The sequence below is a fragment of the Sphingorhabdus sp. genome (assembly GCF_041737645.1).
Classification (GTDB): domain Bacteria; phylum Pseudomonadota; class Alphaproteobacteria; order Sphingomonadales; family Sphingomonadaceae; genus Sphingorhabdus_B.
In genome coordinates this window covers 21,643-43,867 of the sequence record NZ_JBGSRI010000062.1, presented here as the reverse complement: position 1 = coordinate 43,867, position 22,225 = coordinate 21,643, and the positions used below count along the sequence as shown (strand labels likewise).

General features: G+C 54.6%; 26 protein-coding genes and 1 tRNA gene. 15 read left to right on the top strand and 12 right to left on the bottom strand.

Annotated features, from left to right (window positions below; genetic code table 11):
* A partial coding sequence (locus tag ACEW72_RS11855) for a hypothetical protein (protein WP_373476593.1) occupies positions 1–248 on the top strand: 248 nt, incomplete at its 5' end.
* A gap of 531 nt (positions 249–779) precedes the next feature.
* Here ACEW72_RS11855 and ACEW72_RS11850 read toward each other — a convergent pair.
* Entirely contained in the window at positions 780–1,223 is a 444-nt protein-coding gene (locus ACEW72_RS11850; RefSeq protein WP_373476592.1) for an Rrf2 family transcriptional regulator, read from the bottom strand.
* 82 nt (positions 1,224–1,305) lie between these two features.
* Here ACEW72_RS11850 and ACEW72_RS11845 point away from each other — a divergent pair, with 82 nt between their 5' ends.
* The 6 genes from ACEW72_RS11845 to ACEW72_RS11820 all read left to right on the top strand — a co-directional run bounded on the left by ACEW72_RS11845 (position 1,306) and on the right by ACEW72_RS11820 (position 5,248).
* Positions 1,306–1,773 (top strand): group III truncated hemoglobin, encoded by a 468-nt coding sequence (locus ACEW72_RS11845; protein ID WP_373476591.1) that lies wholly within the window; start codon positions 1,306–1,308, stop codon positions 1,771–1,773.
* Complete coding sequence (locus ACEW72_RS11840) at positions 1,757–2,278, top strand: hypothetical protein (RefSeq protein WP_373476590.1); 522 nt, start codon at positions 1,757–1,759, stop codon at positions 2,276–2,278. The genes ACEW72_RS11845 and ACEW72_RS11840 overlap by 17 nt, the downstream gene beginning before the upstream one ends.
* Positions 2,279–2,490: 212 nt before the next feature.
* Positions 2,491–2,706, top strand: a complete 216-nt coding sequence (locus ACEW72_RS11835; protein ID WP_373476589.1) for a DUF5818 domain-containing protein — start codon at positions 2,491–2,493, stop codon at positions 2,704–2,706.
* A 160-nt stretch (positions 2,707–2,866) separates the two neighbouring features.
* Positions 2,867–3,121: a DUF3489 domain-containing protein gene (locus tag ACEW72_RS11830; RefSeq protein WP_373476588.1), complete on the top strand. Its 255-nt coding sequence runs from the start codon at positions 2,867–2,869 to the stop codon at positions 3,119–3,121.
* Complete coding sequence (locus ACEW72_RS11825) at positions 3,121–3,558, top strand: DUF2924 domain-containing protein (RefSeq protein ID WP_373476587.1); 438 nt, start codon at positions 3,121–3,123, stop codon at positions 3,556–3,558. The genes ACEW72_RS11830 and ACEW72_RS11825 overlap by 1 nt, the downstream gene beginning before the upstream one ends.
* 1 nt (position 3,559) lies before the next feature.
* Positions 3,560–5,248 (top strand): recombinase family protein, encoded by a 1,689-nt coding sequence (locus ACEW72_RS11820; RefSeq protein ID WP_373476586.1) that lies wholly within the window; start codon positions 3,560–3,562, stop codon positions 5,246–5,248.
* Positions 5,249–5,441: 193 nt separating this feature from the next.
* Here ACEW72_RS11820 and ACEW72_RS11815 read toward each other — a convergent pair.
* Positions 5,442–5,518: transfer RNA gene (locus tag ACEW72_RS11815), tRNA-Arg, on the bottom strand.
* A 167-nt stretch (positions 5,519–5,685) separates the two neighbouring features.
* Here ACEW72_RS11815 and ACEW72_RS11810 point away from each other — a divergent pair.
* The 3 genes from ACEW72_RS11810 to ACEW72_RS11800 are packed head-to-tail and all read left to right on the top strand — an operon-like array spanning position 5,686 to position 8,647.
* Positions 5,686–6,831, top strand: coding sequence for an acyl-CoA dehydrogenase family protein (locus ACEW72_RS11810; RefSeq protein ID WP_373476585.1), 1,146 nt, complete (start codon positions 5,686–5,688; stop codon positions 6,829–6,831).
* Positions 6,828–7,877, top strand: coding sequence for an enoyl-CoA hydratase/isomerase family protein (locus ACEW72_RS11805; protein WP_373476584.1), 1,050 nt, complete (start codon positions 6,828–6,830; stop codon positions 7,875–7,877). The genes ACEW72_RS11810 and ACEW72_RS11805 overlap by 4 nt, the downstream gene beginning before the upstream one ends.
* Complete coding sequence (locus tag ACEW72_RS11800; RefSeq protein WP_373476583.1) at positions 7,874–8,647, top strand: enoyl-CoA hydratase; 774 nt, start codon at positions 7,874–7,876, stop codon at positions 8,645–8,647. Before ACEW72_RS11805 ends, ACEW72_RS11800 begins: the two co-directional genes overlap by 4 nt.
* Before the next feature lie 43 nt (positions 8,648–8,690).
* Here ACEW72_RS11800 and ACEW72_RS11795 read toward each other — a convergent pair whose 3' ends face one another.
* Genes ACEW72_RS11795 through dapB form a run of 3 tightly spaced genes read right to left on the bottom strand, consistent with a single transcriptional unit; the run spans position 8,691 to position 10,569 of the window.
* A complete protein-coding gene (locus ACEW72_RS11795) occupies positions 8,691–9,080 on the bottom strand; it encodes a hypothetical protein (protein ID WP_373476582.1) in 390 nt (129 codons plus the stop codon).
* Positions 9,081–9,123: 43 nt separating this feature from the next.
* A complete protein-coding gene (gene nth, locus ACEW72_RS11790; RefSeq protein ID WP_373476581.1) occupies positions 9,124–9,792 on the bottom strand; it encodes an endonuclease III in 669 nt (222 codons plus the stop codon).
* A 51-nt stretch (positions 9,793–9,843) separates the two neighbouring features.
* Positions 9,844–10,569, bottom strand: coding sequence for a 4-hydroxy-tetrahydrodipicolinate reductase (dapB, locus tag ACEW72_RS11785; RefSeq protein WP_373476580.1), 726 nt, complete (start codon positions 10,567–10,569; stop codon positions 9,844–9,846).
* A 99-nt stretch (positions 10,570–10,668) separates the two neighbouring features.
* Between dapB and ACEW72_RS11780 the strand changes: the two genes are divergently transcribed.
* Complete coding sequence (locus ACEW72_RS11780; protein WP_373476579.1) at positions 10,669–11,382, top strand: NAD-dependent deacylase; 714 nt, start codon at positions 10,669–10,671, stop codon at positions 11,380–11,382.
* Here ACEW72_RS11780 and ACEW72_RS11775 read toward each other — a convergent pair.
* From ACEW72_RS11775 to ACEW72_RS11755, 5 genes are read right to left on the bottom strand one after another with little or no spacing between them, the layout of a single operon-like run.
* Positions 11,379–12,143: a ThiF family adenylyltransferase gene (locus ACEW72_RS11775; RefSeq protein ID WP_373476578.1), complete on the bottom strand. Its 765-nt coding sequence runs from the start codon at positions 12,141–12,143 to the stop codon at positions 11,379–11,381. The two genes, ACEW72_RS11780 and ACEW72_RS11775, sit on opposite strands and share 4 nt — an antisense overlap.
* On the bottom strand, positions 12,140–12,589 hold the full coding sequence (dut, locus tag ACEW72_RS11770; RefSeq protein WP_373476577.1) for a dUTP diphosphatase: 450 nt from the start codon (positions 12,587–12,589) through the stop codon (positions 12,140–12,142). Before dut ends, ACEW72_RS11775 begins: the two co-directional genes overlap by 4 nt.
* A complete protein-coding gene (locus ACEW72_RS11765; protein ID WP_373476576.1) occupies positions 12,570–13,838 on the bottom strand; it encodes a bifunctional phosphopantothenoylcysteine decarboxylase/phosphopantothenate synthase in 1,269 nt (422 codons plus the stop codon). Before ACEW72_RS11765 ends, dut begins: the two co-directional genes overlap by 20 nt.
* A 3-nt stretch (positions 13,839–13,841) precedes the next feature.
* Complete coding sequence (gene ubiB / locus ACEW72_RS11760; RefSeq protein WP_373476575.1) at positions 13,842–15,386, bottom strand: 2-polyprenylphenol 6-hydroxylase; 1,545 nt, start codon at positions 15,384–15,386, stop codon at positions 13,842–13,844.
* 52 nt (positions 15,387–15,438) lie between these two features.
* Positions 15,439–16,170: a class I SAM-dependent methyltransferase gene (locus ACEW72_RS11755; RefSeq protein ID WP_373476574.1), complete on the bottom strand. Its 732-nt coding sequence runs from the start codon at positions 16,168–16,170 to the stop codon at positions 15,439–15,441.
* Positions 16,171–16,216: 46 nt separating this feature from the next.
* Between ACEW72_RS11755 and mutM the strand changes: the two genes are divergently transcribed.
* The 4 genes from mutM to ACEW72_RS11735 all read left to right on the top strand — a co-directional run bounded on the left by mutM (position 16,217) and on the right by ACEW72_RS11735 (position 20,442).
* On the top strand, positions 16,217–17,029 hold the full coding sequence (mutM, locus tag ACEW72_RS11750) for a bifunctional DNA-formamidopyrimidine glycosylase/DNA-(apurinic or apyrimidinic site) lyase (RefSeq protein ID WP_373476573.1): 813 nt from the start codon (positions 16,217–16,219) through the stop codon (positions 17,027–17,029).
* 119 nt (positions 17,030–17,148) lie between these two features.
* Positions 17,149–17,412, top strand: coding sequence for a 30S ribosomal protein S20 (rpsT, locus tag ACEW72_RS11745; RefSeq protein WP_373476595.1), 264 nt, complete (start codon positions 17,149–17,151; stop codon positions 17,410–17,412).
* 448 nt (positions 17,413–17,860) lie between these two features.
* Positions 17,861–19,291, top strand: coding sequence for a chromosomal replication initiator protein DnaA (gene dnaA / locus ACEW72_RS11740; protein WP_373476572.1), 1,431 nt, complete (start codon positions 17,861–17,863; stop codon positions 19,289–19,291).
* A 122-nt stretch (positions 19,292–19,413) separates the two neighbouring features.
* Entirely contained in the window at positions 19,414–20,442 is a 1,029-nt protein-coding gene (locus ACEW72_RS11735) for a hypothetical protein (RefSeq protein ID WP_373476571.1), read from the top strand.
* Between the two features lie 22 nt (positions 20,443–20,464).
* Here the strand turns inward: ACEW72_RS11735 and ACEW72_RS11730 are convergent, their stop codons facing one another.
* On the bottom strand, positions 20,465–21,124 hold the full coding sequence (locus ACEW72_RS11730) for a DUF4136 domain-containing protein (protein WP_373476570.1): 660 nt from the start codon (positions 21,122–21,124) through the stop codon (positions 20,465–20,467).
* A gap of 100 nt (positions 21,125–21,224) precedes the next feature.
* Positions 21,225–22,223 carry a tryptophan--tRNA ligase gene (trpS, locus tag ACEW72_RS11725; RefSeq protein WP_373476569.1) on the bottom strand — a complete coding sequence of 333 codons (999 nt, stop codon included), beginning with the start codon at positions 22,221–22,223 and terminating at the stop codon, positions 21,225–21,227.
* Positions 22,224–22,225: the final 2 nt, after the last annotated feature.

Sequence of the window (22,225 nt, the reverse complement as noted above, 5' to 3'; positions counted from 1 at the left end):
ACGGAGTTATGCACGTTGAGCTGCTGACCGAGCGCCTGCGTATTCTGAAAAACGACATCGGCGCCTCTCTCATTGCGGAGGCTATCAAACGGGCCCGGACGATGGGCTATAAAAATGCGGTTGCGACAGCATATGGGGACTTCGCCGGGCAACCCTATCGCAACGCCGGATGGAAACCGGCTGGGTCGACATCCACCCTGGCATTCGGCCAGAATATGGAAATAAAACGATGGACGCTGGATTTGTAACAGGGGCGATTGAATGCGCATTGGAAGGCCCAATTGCGATCCTGCTAGCTGCTAGCTTCCTTTTCGCTAAGTTACTCGTGCAGAATTGCCATATGCAAAGATTGTAGACAAGGCCGTGCGCGAAGCATTGGGCGAAGCAGCTCAGAATAACCGAGCGCGACGGCTACATGGACCGAGGCATTGGAGCCACTCTCATCGCAGATGCCGTCGCGCAGGCGCGGGGGCTGGGTTTCAAAAGAGCGGTAGCAACGACATATGACGGCATCTCCGAGTCACAACCCTACCGCAACTCGGATTGGCAACCGGCTGGGTCAAAAATGGAAGAGACGTTTGGCCAAATAATAAAGCAGAGGACCTGGACGCTGGATTTATAGAATGTGAAAAAACGGTACCGAGTGAGATCAGCAGCGAAAACGGATACAACTGGCATCTAATTGTGCGTTCAGGATACAGCCATTTTTTTGCCCCGGAATGCGCGGTCAGCGAGACTTGTTGCCGTCCTGCTTTAGATTGTAAGGACATTTTCCAACCTCAGCTGACCTCGATGGGAAGTCCCAACGCTTCTGCAAATATAAGCTTGTCGGGTACCAAATCGGCAACACTAAACTGATCTAGATGCGCCATAAACACCGCCACGCCGCCGGCAAGGATGTGTTTTAGCCCGCATGCAGGCGTCGCCGCGCACTGGTTCGTGACCGGATCGAAACATTCGACAAAAGTGCCAACATCCTCGAACGCGCGAACTATTGTGCCGAGATTGAGCTCCTCAAGCGGGCGGGCGAGCACCAATCCGCCGCCACGTCCGCGAACGCTGGCGACATAGCCTTCTGCGACGAGGCGCTGCGCCACCTTCATCAGATGGTTTTTGGAAATTCCGTAATGGCGCGCGATCACCTCGATCGTTTGATGGCCCTCACTTGCTCCAAGAAACATCAATGTGCGTAACGCAAAATCGGTTTGGACCGTCAATCTCATAAAAGATGCATATTATATATTGCTTATGAATGCAAGAATTCTATATAAGGTATATCATATACCTCATATGGGAGTCGAACTGATGACCGCAACTTCTTATGCCGAGCAAGCAAGATATAAAAAGGCCGCTGACGCGCAAGCACGGGGCATTGACGATGCGCTGATCTCGGAGCTGGTTGAGGGGTTTTATACTCGGGTTCGGGATCATCCGGTCCTAGGTCCCATCTTCGCGTCGAAGGTGGAAAACTGGACTCCTCACCTTGAACGTATGAAGGACTTTTGGGCCTCGATCGCGATTGAGTCCGGACGCTTTCGTGGCAACCCGATGCTCAAGCATATCACGATAGCTGGACTTTTACCTGCACATTTCCAGATATGGCTGGGCCTTTGGGATGAGGCAGTTGCGGATGCGGTTTCCAATCCCGAAGCTGCAAGCCTCTTTCGTGACCGCGCTCAAAGAATCGCGGCCAGCCTGCAAACCGGAATCGCGCTTCATAATGGCGGCCTAGCCGCGCTAACCAAGGAGAAAAGCCATGTTAATGGAGATTAACACGATTGCCGCCGAAACCCGTGCGGTGGAATATTTGCAGGACAATTATCAGGATTTTTTCACGCCTCAGAAAGTAAGTCAGGAACGCCGGACGTTCGATCTGCCCAAATCGATCTGGTGGACGATGTTCTCGTCATACGCGGTTTTCTTTACGGCAATCACCATTGCAATGGGGCGTGATCGCAGCGCGCTGTTTATGATCGTCATCAGCGCGTGCTACACGGTGATGTATTTTGGAACTGCTGCGGTGCTGAACTCTGTTGCCACAAGCGAGAGGCCGGCAACCGTCCCGGGGGATATCGAAACCGCCACTGGTAACCGCACCTTCGCTGCAAGAACCGTCCATGTAGTACTTGATCGATCCTATTTGCATTTCCTCGGTAAGATAGCCCATGCAAAGTACCCGCTTACGCCGATGTCGAAAGTCAGTTTGCACGGTCTATCTGCAACAGGAGTTGGCCAATTTTCTCGTGGGCATCTGAGATCTTTCGGAATCGCGCAGTAACATCGATCTCGTCGTCGGCTCCCCAGACGAGTGCTATTAGGCTAGCGTCCTCCATGACGCAGCCAATTTCCGTGAACAGCCTCCGAATGTTGTCGTTTGTGGGGTTTGTCATAAATCGAAGAATGCTCGGTTCTCGAACGAAGTCGAGCTGCAGCTTTTCACGATAGCAAATACAGTGGATTGGCGCTGAGTTCGCCAGTAAGTGCCAGTGCATGTCCACCATCGGAAGCAGAATCGACGAAACAGGCACGCTCATCGCCGACGGCGGCGGCTTTGCGTTGCGCCGTGATATTGGCGGTCGTTGGAAACTCGACCTCCACCGCGTTCCAGTCGATCATGTCGAAAAGCGCGTTCGCATTTCCGGTATAATCGTTGCCGAGGGGCTGATCGATGTCGATGCACTGGGACCGGATATTCCAACAGGCTAATATTCTGCATTAATCGCGACAATCCACTCGACTTCGTTGCGCAACCGAGCATGGGTCTGTGTGTGATGCACGGCTCGATCGCCGTGTAAGCAAGCCTCGCAGGAGCGGGGCTGCAGGTGGTGGGAGCAGCATGTTGCTGTTCCATATATGGAGAACCACCATGACAACGACGCCAGCGGCTAAATCGGCTGCCGCAACCGAAAAGTCAGCACCAAAAACCAAGAACCAGCAAGTTATCGACCTGCTCTCGCGCAAAGGCGGCGCGACGCTCGAAGAAATGTCGACGCTCGCCAGCTGGCAGCCACATTCAACGCGATCATTCATGACCGGATTGAAGAAAAAGGGCCATGTCATTGATAGCGATAAGGTCGATGGCATGCGCCGCTATCGGATTATATCGAACGGAGGCGTATAATGGCGCGCTCCGATATACTTGATGCGAAACTCAAAGGATTGGCGACTTTATCGCCCGTGCAACTCAGACAATCCTGGTCGGACCTGTCCGGGATAAATTTGCCGCATGCATCACCAAGCCTGCTGCAGCATCTGATCGCGCAGCGATTGCAGGAGAAGGCCTTCGGCAAACTGCCCGCCTACATCGAACGTGAGCTTGATAGGCTCGGTTGCAGCAGCGATGCCGTCCCGCCAATATTACCTCGACGCGGCCCTATATTGCCTGGAACCAGATTCGTTCGCGAATGGAATGGTAAGACCATCGCGGTGACCGCGACCGAAGGCGGGTTCGAGTGGGACAGTGATACCTACCGATCGCTTTCAGAAATCGCCCGCAAGGTTACGGGTGCCCACTGGTCAGGTCCACGGTTCTTCGGACTGAATGCGAAGGCAGCCTGACATGGACAGGACAAAGAAAATCGTCCGCTGTGCTATCTACACCCGCAAATCGACCGAAGATGGTCTGGAGCAGGAGTATAACAGCCTCGATGCCCAATATGATGCGTGCACGGCCTATGCTCTAAGCCAGCGGCACGAAGGCTGGACGGTCACCAAAGACCGCTATGATGATGGCGGGTTCTCGGGCGGAACGCTGGAACGTCCGGGACTCAAACAGCTATTGTCAGATATCGAAGCAGGGAAGGTCGATATCATCCTGCTCTACAAAATTGACCGGCTGACCCGCTCTTTGTCTGACTTTGCCAAAATTGTGGAAATCCTCGACCGCAAGGGCGCAAGCTTTGTGTCGATTACCCAGTCGTTCAACACCACTACCAGCATGGGCAGACTTACCTTGAACATGCTTCTGTCCTTTGCGCAGTTCGAGCGCGAGGTCACGGGCGAACGCATCCGTGACAAAATCTACGCCTCCAAGCGCAAAGGCATCTGGATGGGCGGGCCCGTTCCGCTCGGCTATGATGTTGTGGAGCGCAAACTGGTCGTCAACGTACCCGAAGCCGAACAGGTTCGCGCGATTATGCAGATGTATCTGGCGGCAAGCTCGGTTCCTGAGCTAGTAGACCTGCTGGCCCGGAACGGTAGCTTTACCAAAGTCCAGCAGTGTAAGGATGGTGGGACCAGGGGCGGGGTCCACTTCAAGCGGGGCAATCTTTACCACCTCCTGTCCAACCGCATTTATCGCGGCATGACAGTGCATAAGGGCGAAGCCTTTGACGGCGAGCACGCAGCGATTATCACCGAAGAGCTATGGAATCAGGTCCAATTGAAGCTTGCAACGCAGGGGCAGGGCGGCAGTTCGCGCAAAGTAAGTCCCAGAACAGGTGTGCTCGCAGGCCTAATATATGATGGCGAGGGCAGGGCGATGGTCCTTACCCATACCCAAAAGGGAAATCGCCGCTTCCATTATTACGCAAACCGCTATGAAACTCTTGGCGACTCAACGGCGTCCCGCGTCAGCGCTCGCGACATCGAGAACATCGTCGTTGACCAGCTTTCTCAAACGCTGGCATCCGGCAGCCATACGCAAAGCATGTTGCTGGATGGCTCTTACACAAGTGAACAGCTGCACAATGTGATCTCACGATGCTACAAACTGGCGACCGAACTTGGCGCTGCGAAATATGCAAGAAAGCAGGAAATCCTTCGAAACGTACTGGACCGTATCGAACTAAACGAGAACCGTGTTGTTATCCGGATGGACAACCGCAGCCTGCTCAACATCATTAGAGCCGACAACACCGTTCAGCCGGCGCCTACGAATCTCACGATCGAGCGTCAGGCGATCAGGCTGCGACGGGGAAAAGCACTACGACTAGTCATTCCGGCACCAACAGCGGAAACCGATATCCAAATGCGCGACGAAAAGCTCGTCGCGCTGCTTGCAGAATCTCGAACAATCATGGCTCAGATCACCGACAACCCTGACAAATCAATTCCTGCTCTCGCCGCAGAGCAGGGTCGATGCCGTGTCCGGATGATGAAGGTTGCAAAGCTAGCCTGCCTCGCGCCCGAAATTGTCACTGCAATTGTTGAAGGTCGTCAGCCCCTTAAACTCACACCAGCCAAGCTCCTTGCCGCCGAGCTCCCACTCGATTGGGCCGACCAGAAGCGCGCGCTCGGATTCGGCTGACCCCTCGCACATTCCAACAGAAGTCTGTTTTTTGGGCCCCTGAGACGGGCCCTATTTTTTTGACAAATCATCTCACAACAGAGACCAATCTGGCTTCTGGACGAATTTTGCACCCGCCAAAGCGCGCGGAAGTCCGCCGCTTTCGGCGCGGACCAACAAAAGTCTCTGGATAACTGTGATTTTAAGGACTGCGTGGCGCACCCAAGAGGATTCGAACCTCTGGCCTCTGCCTTCGGAGGGCAGCGCTCTATCCAGCTGAGCTATGGGTGCTTTCGTTGTGCGGCGCGATTAGCAGGGCGGGGGGTGGTTCGCCAAGTTCTTTTTTGGCGCGATGCTCTGATATGCCCGGGGACAGGAGCGAGGGGGCTGCCTATCATTATGTAAAGGCCCCCCGCTATTGGCTGGATATGTTGAAATTGCGATGCTAGGGCGACGCCATGCAGAACCAATTTGACCTGACCCAAGATCAAGTTGCCATACAGGATATGGCACGCAAATTCACTGCCGATGCCATAACCCCCTTTGCGGCGGAATGGGACGAGCATAGCCATTATCCGGTGGACGTCTGGAAGGCTGCGGGCGAGCTTGGTTTTGGCGCTATCTATGTATCGGAAGAATCTGGCGGTACCGGCCTTGGGCGGCTTGAAGCGGCCTTGATAATGGAAGCGATGGCGTATGGCTGTCCGGCAACAAGCGCGTTTATTTCGATCCACAATATGGCGGCATGGATGATCGATTGTTTTGGCGGCGCAGAACTGAAGTCCCGTTTCCTGCCAGAACTGATAAGCATGGAAAAAATTGCATCTTATTGCCTGACCGAACCGGGTAGCGGTTCCGACGCGGCCGCGTTGAAGACGAGCGCCCGGTTGGACGGGGACCATTATGTTTTGAATGGCACGAAGCAGTTTATTTCGGGCGCGGGTTATAATGATGTCTATGTCGTTATGGTCAGAACCGCAGATGATGGCGCAAAGGGCATAAGTTGCCTTGTGGTTGAAAAGGACACGCCGGGTTTGAGCTTTGGCGCGCCCGAAAAGAAATTGGGTTGGAACGCTTCGCCCACCGCGCAGGTTATTTTTGAAGATTGCAGGGTTCCGGTTGCAAACCGGGTTGGCGCCGAAGGCGATGGTTTCCGTTTTGCCATGATGGGTCTGGACGGGGGACGGCTTAATATCGGTGCGTGTTCGCTGGGCGGGGCGCAACGCTGTTTGGATGAAGCGATCAAATACACCAAAGACCGGCAGCAGTTCGGGCAACCGGTCGCCGATTTCCAGAATACGCAATTCATGCTGGCGGATATGGCGACAGATTTGGAGGCGGCTCGCGCCCTGTTGTATATTGCCGCAGCCAAGGTGACGGCAAACGCACCCGACAAATCCCGCTTTTCTGCTATGGCAAAGCGGTTGTCGACAGATAGCGGTAGCGAGATTGTTAACAACGCCTTGCAACTATTTGGAGGATATGGGTATTTGCGTGACTATCCGATCGAGAGATTCTGGCGGGATTTACGCGTCCATTCGATTCTGGAAGGAACCAATCAGGTCATGCGAATGATTATTGGTCGGGACCTGCTACGCCAATGAGCCAGGATATTTTAACCCGCATGGAAGGTCATGCCGGGATCATAAGTTTGAACCGCCCATCGGCCTTACACGCATTGACGCTGGAAATGGTGCACGCCATGACCGACGCGCTGTTGAAATGGCGCAATTCGGCTAAGGTAAAATGCGTCATCATCGAACATGCCGAAGGTCGCGGTTTTTGCGCGGGCGGTGATATCGCATTCCTTCGTAACTCCGCTTTGACCGATGGCGGGGAATCAGCACGCAAATTCTTTCACGATGAATATCAACTCAACCATTTGCTATTCACCTATCCAAAGCCTGTTGTGGCTTTCATGGACGGGATTACGATGGGCGGCGGCGTTGGCATCAGCCAGCCCGCAAAATTTCGGGTTGCAACAGAAAATACGCGCTTTGCGATGCCTGAAACCGGCATCGGACTTTTCCCCGATGTGGGTGGCGGCTGGTATTTGTCGCGGCTTGAAGGGCGGGTCGGACAATTTCTTGCGTTGACCGGTTCGCGCATTGCAGGGTCGGGATGCCTTTCCTTGGGGTTGGCCACACATTATGTGCCGAGCGAAGCTTTGGCCGATGCCAAAGCACGAATAGGGGCCGAAGATATCGATCGCATCGACGGAATCCTTGGGACTGTATCTGTTACGCCCCCGCCGTCGAAAATTGTTGAAACACTTTTCCAGATTAACCGTCATTTTGCCTCTGACCGGTTTGAGGAAATACTCGCCAGCCTTGACGCAGATGACGGCGAATGGGCGATGCGTGAATGTGCAACTTTACGCAGCAAAAGCCCGCAAACGTGCAAGGTCGCGTTGCGGCAACTGGATGAAAGCCTGAAATGTGGGGACTTTGCCGCAAACATGGCAATGGAATATCGCATCGCCAGTCGGGTTATTGTCCTTCCTGATTTTGCCGAAGGTGTTCGCGCCGTAATCGTCGACAAAGACAATGCCCCGCAATGGAACCCGGCAACGCCCGGCGACGTGACTGATGAATATCTGGATGCGATTTTTGCGCCTTTGCCGGTGATGGAAGAATGGAAGCCATTATGAGTTTTGAAACGATTCTGGTTGAACAACGTGGGGCTGTGACCCTGATCACGCTGAACCGCCCGCAAGCGTTAAATGCGCTCAACAGTCAGGTTTTAAGCGATCTGATCGCTGCTTTTTCTGCCTTTGATGCCGATGACAGCCAACGCTGTGCCGTTCTTACCGGCAGCGAAAAGGCATTTGCCGCCGGGGCCGATATCAAGGAAATGGCGACGCAGAGCTTTGCTGAAATGTACGGTACCAATTTCTTCGCCGGATATGACAAGGTAACGGCCACGCGCAAGCCTTGGATTGCGGCAGTCAATGGTTTCGCATTGGGCGGCGGGTGCGAGCTTGCGATGATGGCTGACTTTATCATTGCAGGGGACAATGCCAAATTTGGTCAACCTGAAATCAAGTTGGCTGTGACCCCTGGAATGGGCGGGTCGCAGCGGTTGACGCGTGCAATTGGTAAAGCCAAATCCATGGAAATGTGCCTGACCGGCCGCATGATGGATGCCGCAGAAGCCGAGCGATCGGGACTGGTTGCGAAGGTTGTTCCAGCCGCTGATCTGGTTGAGGAAGCAATTAAAACCGCCGCTGCGATTGCGGCCATGGCTCCGCTTGCGGCGATTGCGACCAAAGAGATGGTCAATGCGGCCTATGAAACAACCTTGCAACAAGGCGTCGTGTTCGAACGTCGACTGTTCCACGGGCTGTTTGGTTCAGAGGATCAAAAAGAAGGCATGGCCGCCTTTGTGGAAAAGCGGCCAGGCAACTGGACAGGGAAATAAACACACGCCGCCATCGGCGAAAAATATTTCAGGATGCGTGTGTTTAGTTTGTAGCGATTATTTTTTCGACAGGTTGGAACTTGCCTAAGCCGCAGCCTGTACCTTCGGACAACTGCCCGCCATAATTGTTCAAAACGCGAATGATATCGACGCTGCACAATTGGTTGATCGACGTTTTATAGGAAAAACGGTCTTCGAATTTCAGGCCGGGGCAGCTATAAGGCAATGAATTGCGGTATGTTTTTCCGCCTGCCATCTTGAAATCAATGGTGCTGTCGTCGATCACGTCTGTCGATTGGATACGGCTTAACGAAACACAGTTGACGGGCTCACCGACGGCACGAACCGGCGTCGGCTCTTTTTTGGCCGATAGCCCTGCGGCACCGCCAGTCATCGCGGCAAGGGTTGTTAAAATTATCAAAGAGGTCTTCATCGTCTCTCTCCCGAGTTAGGCAGGGCCACCTTACACGGTTATCTCAGCCTACCTGAACGGTAACTGACTTGCCTTTCGGCGCCGGGCTCTTCGGCTTGAAACGGCATAAATCTGCAACCGGACAGCGCCAGCATTCGGGTGTCCGCGCCTTGCAAATATAGCGACCGTGCAGGATCAGCCAGTGATGTGCGCCAATACGAAATGGATTAGGCGTGCGTTTGTCGAGCGCTTTTTCCACCGACAGAACAGTTTTACCCGGCGCAAGACCGGTGCGGTTTCCAACACGAAAAATATGGGTATCAACTGCAAATGTCTCGGCCCCGAATGCTGTGTTCATGACGACATTGGCGGTTTTACGCCCGACGCCCGGCAAAGCCTCCAGTGCATCCCTGTCGGCGGGTACCTCGCTACCGTGATCGCGAACCAATATTTCGGACAGCGCAATGACATTCTTCGCCTTGCCGTTGAACAGGCCAATGGTCTTGATATGCTCTTTCAACCCAGCTTCGCCCAAAGCGAGCATTTGATCGGGCGTTTCCACTTTCGCAAATAATTGTCTGGTCGCCTTGTTTACCCCGACATCAGTTGATTGCGCCGAACATACAACCGCGACTAGCAACTGGTAAACATTGCCATAAGCAAGCTCCGTCTCCGGCGACGGATTGGCATCCGCAAGACGGCGGTAAAATTCGAAAATGTCGGCTTTTTTCATAAGTCGTCTAGAGATTATGCCCGTTCCTTGAATTCCACGCGGTAGTGGCTATTAAACCCCCAGAACCTCATCCATTCCGAAGCGCCCTGCTTTCCGGTCCAGCAGCCATATTGCCGCCTTCACCGCCCCCTTGGCAAAGATTGCGCGGTTTTCGGCGCGATGGATGAGTTCGATACGTTCATTGTCTGACGCGAATATGACAGCATGGTCGCCAGCGACGCTTCCCCCCCGCAGGCTGGCGAAACCGATTGTACCTGTTTGTCGTGCGCCGGTAATGCCGTCGCGTCCACGCTGGCTGTTAGCTTTTAAATCTATATTGCGCCCCTTGGCGGCTGCCTCGCCCAATAAAAGCGCGGTGCCCGAGGGGGCATCTACCTTGTGCCGGTGGTGCATTTCCAAAATTTCGATGTCCCAGTCATCGCCCAATTGCGCCGCTGCTTGACGCACCAGCGCGGCAAGCATGGTTACACCAAGCGAGGTGTTGCCGGTCTGCAAAACCGGAATGTCGCGCGCAGCATCGTCGATCAGATAATGATGCCGTTCTTCCAAGCCTGTGGTGCCGATGACAATCGGCTTTCTGGCAGCGATGCAGGCGTCGAGATTGGCCTCTAGCCCGAGAGGGCTGGAAAAATCGACAAGCACATCGGATGCCGCGACAAGTGCTATAACATCACCTCCCTTGTCGACGCCGCCTGCATGGGTTTGCCCGGCTTCCATAATAGCTTCAACAAGCGCTTGCCCCATACGCCCTGCGCTGCCGATAATACCAATTTTCATATCCCGGATCCCGAACCTGTTTCACCTCTGGTGATTTCAATCGAAGGTCTTACTAGATTAGGTATCTGAAACAAGTTCGGCATGACAATGGATAGAATAGTGACCAACATTAGGAACATCGTAATACTGACTGGCGCAGGCATCAGCGCCGAAAGCGGCATCGATACGTTTCGCAGCGCAGGCGGATTGTGGGAACAGCATCGTGTCGAGGATGTCGCCACACCCGAAGCCTTCGCCCGTGATCCTGAACTTGTATTGCGCTTTTACGATATGCGGCGCGCGCGGATTCAGGAAGTAGAACCGAACGCGGCCCACAATGCTCTGGCACGGCTGGATGCTGCGTGGAATGGCGGATTGTTGATCGTGACACAGAATGTCGATGACTTGCACGAACGGGCAGGGGCGACGCGGCTATTGCATATGCATGGCGAGCATTTGAACGCATGGTGTTTATCGTGCGACGAGCGGCACCGCTGGCTGGGCACTCTAATCGAGCGTCCGGCCTGTCCAACTTGTGGTACGGCGGGGCAGATGCGTCCGGATATCGTATGGTTTGGCGAGATGCCTTACAGGATGCAGGAAATCTATGCCGCATTGAACCGGGCCGATCTGTTTGTCAGCATCGGGACGTCGGGGGCGGTTTATCCTGCCGCGGGCTTTGTGCGCGAAGCACGTGAGCAAGGTGTTCGAACTCTCGAGTTGAATCTTGAGCCTAGTCAGGGAAGCCATTGGTTCGACGAAGCACGGCACGGCCCTGCAACGGAAGTGGTGCCGGGGTGGGTCGACGAATTATTACGCCAGCAATCCGATTAGGACGATGGCATGCCACAACTGTTGCAAGCCGGATCCTTAGGCAATTTAATGCTCCGCATGGATGGCGTCATGCCGTCAAAAATGTGGAGCTTGCCTGTTTGAAGATCGCCAAAGCCGGTCAACACACGGATTGCTTCCATCGCGGCGAAGCTGCCCATCAGGCCGCACATGGCCCCCAGAACCCCTTGGGTGGCGCAATCGTCGCAATCATCCGGATCATGCGCGTCGCCTACGAAACAGCGATAACAAGGCGCGTCGGGCTGCCATCCTGTGAAGGTACCAATCTGCCCATGGAACTGGCCTATGGCGGCGCTGACGAGCGGGACCTGTGCTGACAGGCAAAGGTCATTGACGAGGAGCCGTGTCGCAAAATTATCGCTGCCGTCGATAACGACATCTACTTCATCCAGAAAGTCGGACGTGGTGCTGTGATCAATCCGGTTTTGCCGGGCGTGGAAGTTTACGTCCGGATTCAAACGGTGCACTGCGGTCCCCGCCGCCTGCACCTTGGGTTCGCCAATTTGCGTTTCGCTATAGAGTATCTGCCGCTGCAGATTGGACAATGACACGACATCATCATCCACGACGCTGATTGTTCCGATTCCCGCCGCGGCGAGATATTGGATGGCGGGACAACCGATGCCGCCTGCACCGATCAGCAGCACATGGCTTTTCAACAGCCGGGATTGTCCCGAACCGCCGATATCGCGCAACACAATGTGGCGCGCATAGCGGTCAAGCTGCTGATCGTTCAGCGTCATATCCCTGTCGAACCGAAGCCCCCGGCACCGCGCGCGGTATCGTCCAAATCCTCGACTTCGACCATCGACGCATGGGTGACAGGCGCGACGACGATTTGCGCGATACGGTCGCCTTTCGAAATGGGGAAATCGTCCTCGCCCAGATTGGCCAGAATGACCTTGATTTCCCCGCGATAATCGCTGTCGATCGTTCCGGGTGTGTTGAGGCAGGTGATGCCATGTTTCAAGGCAAGGCCCGACCGTGGGCGGACCTGCACTTCAAAGCCGTCGGGAATGGCAAAGGCGAATCCTGTCGCCACCGCATGGCGTTTGCCCACCCGCAGCGTCAGGCTTTCCGCTGCGCAAATGTCCATGCCAGCGGCACCGGCGGTGGCATAATCGGGCATGGCAAGGCCCGCGCCATGGTTGAGTCTCTTCACATGTATTTCAACCTTGGGCGAGCGCATCGGCGACCCTTTCCATGAGTTTTCTAGCGATGACGTCCTTCGGGCTGTATGGCCAGCTTTCAATTCCGTCGCGGGTCACAATGTGAAAGGCGTTGTTCGCGCCACCCATTACATCGCCTGAAACATCATTGGCCACAATCCAGTCACACCCCTTTTTCGCCAGCTTGGCCTGCGCATGTTCGGCAATTTTTTCTGTCTCTGCGGCAAATCCGATGAGCAGACCCGGCCTTTCCTTATGCTGCGCAAGACTTGCGAGGATGTCAGGATTTTCAGTTAATATTAGGGGCGGGATAGCTTTGCCATCTTTCTTTATCTTCTGATCGGGTGCTTCGGTGGCGCGCCAGTCGGCAACCGCAGCAACCATTATGGCCACATCGGTAGGCAGGGCCTTTTCGACTTCGGCCTGCATTTCAAGAGCGGTTTCCACGTCGATCCGGATTACACCGGGCGGCGTAACCAAATGTACCGGACCAGCGATCAACGTGACCTCGGCACCCATTTTGGCAGCGGCCTCAGCTATGGCAAAACCTTGCCGGCCAGACGATCGGTTGGCGATGTACCGCACTGGATCAATTGCTTCATGGGTCGGGCCAGCGGTCACAAGGATGCGTTTTCCAAATAGCGGCCGGTGCGTGATGTCTGCAAAATCGGGCTGCGCTTCCAAAGTTGTAGGAGCACGCCCGGCGGTCAATGTAGAATCAAAACTGTGTCCAAGCATCGCGCAAATGCGTTCGGCGATTGCAGGCGGTTCGGGCAGGCGGCCAGGACCATATTCGCCGCACGCCATTGCGCCTTTGTCTGGTTCCATGATGATCATACCATCGGCCCGTAACTGCGCCAGATTACGTTGTGTGGCGGGGTGCTGCCACATACGGACATTCATGGCTGGCACGGCGAAAACCGGCTTGTCGGTGGCCAGCAGGATCGTTGTTGCAAGGTCGTCGGCAATACCCGCGGTCGCTTTGGCCAATAAATTTGCGGTCGCTGGACAAATAACGACGAGGTCGGCCTGACGGCTGAGCTGGATATGCCCGATCTCCCGTTCTTCTTTCAGGTCGAACATGTCGCCATAGACCTGATCTTCGGTCATCACGCCCATCGATAGCGGTGTGACAAATTCGGTGGCGCTTTTCGTCATGACCGCACGGACGGCAATGCCCTGGCGCTTGAGCAATCTGACAAGTTCCAGCGCCTTATAGGCAGCAATACCGCCAGAGACGATCAACAGGATGCGTTTCGCTTCGGCCATATGCTATCCTAACGTCCACATTGCCGCAGCGCCAGCCGCGGCTGCCATCACTGCGAGCGCAAAAGAGCGCCAGCCGTTGCTCTCGTTGCGCCGTTCCCAAATCAATTCCACATGGGGCACAGGCGGTGCTTCCGGCGCACCACCTTTGCGGGGCAATTGGTCATCAAGGCGGCGGATGATGTCGGGGATCATCTTAAGCGTATCTGCCTGCTTCTTGATGCTGTCGGCGAGCATTGCTTCGGGCCCCAGTTCGCCCCGTATCCAGTCGCGGACAAAAGGCGCTGCGACATCCCACATATTGATGCCCGGGTTCAATGATGTCGCAATGCCTTCGACCATCACCATCGTTTTCTGCAACAGCAACAAGTGCGGCTGGGTTTGCATGTCAAAGTCACGGGTTATGGCAAACAGGCTGTCGAGCATCTGCCCGACGGACAATTCACTGACCGGCTTACCCCGCGTCGGTTCGCCGACCGCGCGCAGGGCGGTCGCGAATTCATCCACATTATGATAGCTTGGCACATATTGTGCCTCAAAATGAATCTCTGCCACCCGCTTATAATTTCCGGTGGTCAGGCCATAGAGAATCTCGGCAAGCCAAAACCGGGCCTGGCGGTTGATGCGCCCCATGATACCAAAGTCGATGGCAACAATGGTTCCATCGGCCCTGACGAACAAATTGCCCTGATGCATATCTGCGTGGAAAAAGCCTTCGGAAATGGCCTGACGCAAAAAAGTAAGTACAAGTTTCTCGGCCAGTTTCTTAAGATCATGCCCCGCTGCGTCCAACGCCGCTATGTCGGAAATCTTGACCCCGTCCACCCACTCCAGCGTCAAAACGCGACCTGATGTGCGGTCCCAATCGATTGTGGGAATAGTATAGCCTTCGACCGCAACCATTGCGTCCTTAAGTTCGGACGCACTCGCAGCCTCGCGACGAAGGTCAAGTTCACGCAAGGTCCAGCGCTTGAGATTCGCGATAACCAATTGCGGACGAAGCCGGGCCGCTTCCCCGCCCAACGCCTCCAGATGCGCCGCTGCCCATTCGTAGGTTTCGATATCGCGGGCAAATTGTTCGCGAATACCCGGACGCAATATTTTGACAGCAACGTCCCTTCCGTCCGTCGTACGGGCGCGATGAACTTGCGCTATTGATGCGGCACCGACGGCAACGGGATCGATATATTCGAATAATTCCGCCGCCGGCTTGTTCAAACTGGTGTCGATTTCGGCGAAAACAGCTTCAAACGGTGCCGGCGGTAACTGGTCCTGCAAGGTCAGCAGGTTGTGCGCGGCTTCGACCCCGATGATGTCCGGCCGTGTGGCCAATGTCTGCCCAAGCTTGATCGCGGCCGGACCGATGGCGCGAAAAGCGCCCGCATAATCCGGCACCTTTGGCTGGATTGTGCCCAGCCGCGCAATCCGGCACAAGCGCTTGACTTGTGACGGTGTGTTGCGATCTGCCTCGATAGCGCGCAGCGCGCCATGCCTTGCAAGGATACGCCCCCATTTCAGAAGGCGGAGAATGTGGGTCGCCGGGCGGGTCATGTTCGTCGGAACACTCCGGCATATGGGAGTGGGGATTTCGCAAAACGCATTTTTATACCTTCCATCCGCTATGGATGGCGACCAATCCGCCCATGATCGGTTCGACTTTGGTTTGGACAAAGCCCGCTTCACCAATCATGCGTTTGAAATTCTGCATATCGGGGAAACGTCGAATCGACTCGACCAGATAACGGTAACTATCTTCATCACCGGCAATCGCTTTCCCAAGCTTGGGCACCAGCTTTTCGGAATAGACATCATAAACCTGTGCAAGGCCGGGCCATTCCACGGTTGAAAATTCCAGGCAGAAAAAACGCCCGCCATAACGCAGCACGCGGTGCGCTTCTTTTAAGGCGGCGGGAATGTCGGTGACATTGCGAATACCAAAAGCGATCGTATAGGCGTCGAAATGACGGTCGGGAAAAGTAAGCGTTTCTGCATTTTGCGGGGACCAGATCAGGCTGTCGATGCCACGCTTCATGGCCCTGTCCATCCCGACGTCCAACATATCTTCATTGATATCGGACACAGTGACCTGAGCGCCCGATTTTTCCATGCGAAACGCAATGTCGCCGGTGCCACCTGCCATATCGAGAATGTCTTCGCCCGATTGTGGTTTCACCCGGCGGACGAACGTATCTTTCCATAGACGGTGCAATCCGCCCGACATGGCATCGTTCATAATGTCGTATTTGCGGGCAACATTGGAAAACACGCCGCCGACGCGGGCGGTTTTCTCTTCTGGGCTAACCTGTTCATAGCCAAAGGATGTGGTTTTAGTCATACTCCAGCCTCTAGCCAAGTGCCGCGCACGTCGCTAGCGGATTCGCATGCCAGAACTACCCGAAGTTGAAACCACGGTTGCCGGATTGCGAAAGATACTCGACGGAGAGGTCATTGCGCGGGCCGAGGCATTTCGGGCGGACCTGAGATGGCCGATGCCTGTCGATCTTCGTCAACGTCTTACCGGCGCGCGGGTCACCAATCTTGGCCGGCGCGCAAAATACGGGTTGATCTATACCGACCGTGATGACGTGCTGATATTCCATTTGGGTATGTCGGGACGGTGGCGGGTCGATCCGTCGGAAATGGAGAAGCACGATCATTTTGTCCTTGAAACCCACAGCGGACGGTTGACCGCGTTGAACGACCCGCGCCGTTTCGGCTCGCTCGATATCATGCCATCGGCACACATAGGCAGTTTCAAAGCGTTTGTCGGAATGGGGCCTGAGCCGTTATCGGACGATTTCGATGCCTCCGTGTTGCAAACGGCACTTGAGGGTCGCGCAGCCCCCATCAAGGCGATGTTGCTCAACCAGAATATTGTTGCAGGTTTGGGCAACATCTATGTGTGCGAGGCGCTGCATATGTCAGGCATTTCTCCGGCTATCGCGGCAGCCAAGGTCAGTCGGCCCCGGCTGGAACGACTGGTAACTGCCATAAAGGAAGTTCTGACGGCTGCGATAGCGGTCGGTGGATCGACGTTGCGCGATTTTGCCGCTCCAGATGGCGAGCTGGGATATTTCGCAAAGGATTGGCGGGTTTACGGCCGTGAAGGCCAAGCCTGTATGTGCGGCGCGCCCGTAAAACGCCGGATTGATTCGGGTCGTTCGACGTTTTATTACGCGAAATGCCAGCGATAGCGTGCAAATTTGCGGCTTTTGAAGGTTGACGAATCTGAAAGCCACCGCTAAGGGCGGCTCCTTCAACGGGCTAGCATTGCAAAATGCGTTCCGTCATCTAACGAAATTTGAGGACTAAAATGGCCAATACGCCGCAAGCAAAAAAGCGTATCCGTCGCAACGCGCGTCGCACCGAAGTTAATGGCGCTCGCGTCAGCCGCATCCGTACTTTCGTCAAGAAAGTAGAATCGGCAATCGAAGCAGGCGACAAAGCGGCCGCGACCGAAGCATTGGCTGCGGCGCAACCTGAATTGGCCCGTGGCGTTTCGAAGGGGGTTCTGCACAAGAACACCGCATCGCGCAAATTTGGCCGTTTAACAAAGGCTGTCGGCACTATCGCCTAATAGTATTTTTGTGATCCGGGTTGCTCCGGTCAAGACGACTAAACCCGCCCTGTTTGTGGCGGGTTTTTCTTTTCCAGAGTCGCCGCAGACATAATGCTTGGATTTCCTGCGATTCGGGCGAGTCAAATATCCTTCGCTGTGTAAAAAAACAGTTTAACAAAGAGTTAAAAATAAATTTACGCTTTTGCTTGGCTTGCACAGAGTCAACAGCATTTATTTCACTTTTTTTGCAGCCGACCCCTTGCTCGACTCGTTTGTGCGCGTCTAAGAACTTATTTCCAGCATCGCGTGACGACAGTCGAGCAGTGCCTCACATCGAGATTTGGACGCAGATAGGGCTTCATTTGGCAACAAATGGGCATCCCATTTCTGTGGCTTGATGCAAAGGCGGATAGTTCGCGGTTTCTCGTTGATGGAGAGGGGTGGAAAAGAGGGGGTTTGCAAAAAGGTGACCGGTGACAATTTTGTATCGCAGGGCAATTCCAGTCAATCCGCTGACGGCCAGTCCGTTAGTGCATTGACGGCGCGGTTTGAAGCGGATTGGCAGATTATTTCTTCCGGATTACGGCGTGATCTGGGGGCGCAAATCTATGGCCAGTGGATTAGATCGATTGCATTGGGCGACTTTTGTGACCTGACCGGAACGCTCGAACTGCTTTTGCCATCCGATTTTTCGGCCAGCTGGGTAGCAGACCATTATGCCGATAGGCTCCGCCTGGCGTGGACGTCCACCAACAAAAGCGTCAAACAACTCAAGATCCGTACCCGTCCGGGTGCCGCGCGCGTTGAAATGTTGCGTTCGTCGGGTGTCACAGAACGACCTGCGGCGCAGCATATGGCTGAAATTCTGCCTGTCCGCTCTGCACTTGATCCGCGGATGACATTTGCAAATTTTGTGAAAGGCCAAACCAATGTTCTGGCGCATAGTGCGGCAGAGCGGGTAGCGGCCTTGGACAAGCCCTTGTTCAATCCGCTTTACCTGCAAGCCGCAACGGGTCAGGGCAAGACCCATTTGATGCACGCCATCGGCCATGCTTATGCCGAGGTGAATCCCGACGCACAGATCATTTATATGTCGGCCGAAAAATTCATGATGGAATTTGTGACCGCGATGCGGCGCAAGGAAGTTATGGAATTCAAGGCAAGGCTTCGCGCTGTCGATGTGTTGCTGATCGATGATATCCAATTCATCATTGGCAAAGTGTCGACGCAGGAAGAATTCTTGCACACGATTGACGCCATCATTGGCGCAGGCAAGCGCCTGGTTGTCGCCGCTGATCGGGCGCCGCAAGCGTTGGATGGTGTCGATCAACGCATATTGTCTAGACTTTCGATGGGTCTGGTTGCCGACATACAGCCTGCCGATCTCGAACTGCGCCGCCTGATACTGCAGCAACGTCTGGCGCAAATGCCCGACGCGCAAGTGGGTGAAGATGTGGTCGAGTTTTTGGCCCGCACCATCAGCCGCAACGTCCGCGAGCTGGAAGGTGGCCTGAACAAGCTGCTGGCTTATGCCCAGTTGACCGGCAAGCCTGTGACGCGGACATTGGCTGAAGAGCAATTGAAAGATATTCTCAGCGCCTGCCGTCGCCGGATCACGATTGATGAAATCCAGCGTGCTGTTTGCGAATATTATCGTATCGACCGAAGCGAAATGTCTTCAAAACGCCGGGCACGGGCGGTTGTTCGCCCACGTCAGGTTGCGATGTATCTTGCCAAGGTGATGACACCGCGCAGCTATCCCGAAATTGGACGTAAATTTGGTGGACGGGATCACTCGACCGTCATTCACGCCGTGCGGCTGGTTGAAGATTTGCGGAAACAAGACAGTGATATGGACAATGACGTGCGGGCATTGCTGCGGCAATTGGAAGCGTAAGATTTTGTTGTCAGCTTAAACACCGCTTTTCAGCAGGCATTCGACAGCTTATCCACAGGTTTGCCACGATTCGACTGACGATTTCGGGGGCGTCCGGAGCACCGTAGGAAGCGAGCATATCGATGCGGGATAAAACCAAGCGAGCTCAAGAAGGGCAAGTCCGTTCATGGAAGCGGCCGGTTATCGCGCTCGTGGCATTTCTGGTTATTGCTATCGTCTACTTCTGGCTTTTCCTGGCTGATGACTTTAGATCGTCCGGCGATCAACCGGATTCCGGTATTGCGAAATCGGAGGCACAATACGCCGCCTCACGGCAGTTGTTTGCCGTTACCGAAGTAAACATTCGGGACCGTCCGACGACTGAGGACAGCGTGATATTAGGCAAGTTGCCGCGGGGGAGCGCTGTTACCGGCACGTTGAAAATGGGGATGGACGGGACCAGCAGCTGGTTCGAACTGGCGGACGGGAAAGGCTATATTGCGGATATCAATCTATCGGAAACCCAGCCGCCAACTATCGCCAAAGAACTAGGTAACAAAATCTGGATAACGGACCAGGCGACCGACATCTGGACGCAGCCGGATCCGGCGGGCGGGTTGCTCGACAGAGTGAAGGCCGGCACATCGCTTACCCTGTTTGGATTGACCGCAAATAATTATGTCGAAGTCAAAATATCCAAAGGTGGTGTCGGATATCTGGCCGATGGAGCAGGAATACTCGCGCGGTTGGGCGGGAAGCCCATGACGATCAGCTTCAATCCGCAAAGTTGCAGTTTTGGTAATGAACTGGACGCCGAGTTTGCCAAGATAGGCGCGCGTCTGCGGGCCCAATGGACGGAGTTGGAAAGCCGAGAGTTTGCAGATGAAGCGGCACGCGACAAAGCTTATGCTTCAGTGGAAGGCAAAAGCACTTATGTGAAATTGCAGCGGTCGTTTGAAGGCCTGTCCATTACCGCAATCGCACAGCATTATGAAGCGCAATCGGTGTATTTTGCCGATCCGCCCGCCAAGGTCATCGACGTGTTTCGCCGCAAAGGTTTCGCAATCGGGAGAGACGGTACACTACCGTCAACCGACCTTTACGCCGCCATCACGCCAACGCGAGGTGAAGGCGCCGCTTATGGGAAAACCGACCTGGGGTGCGGGGTTTAAGCCGCGACCCCAGGCCAAGGATTTATTTCTTTTCTTCTGGTGCGACCGATATCCGAACCGTTTCGCCGCTGTTGCCGGGAAATCCGGTAAACATTGCCTCGACCAGATTTGGCACAAGATACGGCAGTTTGTTTGACCGCGACTTCGCCTCTGCCTTGCCTTCGAACAAGCGCTTGCCGTCAACTGCACGGTCGATTTTCATGTCGATGTTGGCGGTGTAAACAGTAAAGCTGTCGACATCATAAGGCCGGTTGAAGCCGCTGAACAGAAACGGATCGTAATAGCCGACAACATACCGATGGCCACGGCTGGTGCGAACCACGTAGGGGCGGTAGGATCTGCCGAAGCCCCAATAAGGATCGTAAAACGGATCTTGTCGAACAATCGTCCGTTCTTTTCCTGCGTCAACGCCATAGCCCAAAGTGACCGTCATGTCGGCGCTAGTTCCAGGTGCAGCAGGCGTATAGCCGATGCTTTCCAATTCGCTTGCCACCAGCGAGGCATATTGGTCAAATTCGATGCCACCGGCAAATGCGGGGTCCGCTGCACGAACCGCAAATGATTGGCCTTGTGCGGCGGGCAGTTCCTGAAAACGGGACACATCTGCCTTAAAGGGGGTAGCACAAGCGTTCAATGTCAGCATTGCGGCAGAAACACATAATAGCGACGCAAATTTTTTCATGTTCATCTCCTCGACTCTAACCCCAGTCGTTAATTCGATATCATGTCGTGATGTCGATGAACCGTTGTTTAACAGCGGCCAGTTTCACGCAGATATCTGTTTAGCGCAATAGACCCAACGCACTATAGGCTGCCGTCAATGTAGGGGCAGCCAATTCCCGCGCTTTTGCCGCGCCTTTTGCAAGCGCTGCATCGATTTGTTCGTGATCGTCCCTGAGCGCGTTGAAACGTTCGGAAATTGGCCGGAATTTTTCAATGACCAAATCTGCAAGCGCCGGTTTGAAGGCCCCAAATCCTTGCCCGCCAAATTGTTGTAGCGTCGCATCGACAGACTGTTCGGCAAAGGCCGCATATATGCCGACAAGATTTTGAGCCTCGGGCCGGCCATCCAATCCCCCCGCTTCGGATGGCAGGGGTTCCGCATCGGTCTTTGCCTTTTTAATCTTGGACAAGATCAACTCGGCGTCATCGACCAGATTGATGCGGCTCATATCGCTCGGATCGGATTTCGACATCTTGGCATTGCCGTCGCGCAGGGACATGATGCGCGCAGTGGCCTTCGGAATGATCGGGTCGGGCAGCGTAAATATCTCCACACCATTGCCAAAGTCATTGTTGAATTTCTGCGCGATATCGCGGGCAAGTTCGAGGTGCTGTTTCTGGTCTTCGCCCACCGGCACATGAGTCGCCTGATATAACAGGACGTCGGCGGCCTGCAGGACGGGGTAAGTGAACAAGGCAATGCTCGCGCCTTCGCGGTTCTTGCCCGATTTGTCCTTGAACTGGGTCATCCGGTTCAGCCAGCCCATGCGGGCAGTGCCATTCAAAAGCCATTGCAGTTCTGAATGGGCAGGGACTTTCGCCTGATTAAACAATATCGCCTTATTGATATCCAGCCCGCAGGCAATCAAAGCAGCCGCCATTTCGCGGGTATTCGCGGTCAGCGCAGCCGGGTCGTGCGGCATAGATAATGCATGTAAATCAGCGAGAAAATACAGGCACTCCATCTCGTCCTGCATTTTTACCCAGTTACGGATTGCGCCCAGATAATTACCGAGATGAAGATTGCCGGTCGGCTGAATTCCGGAAACGACACGCATAT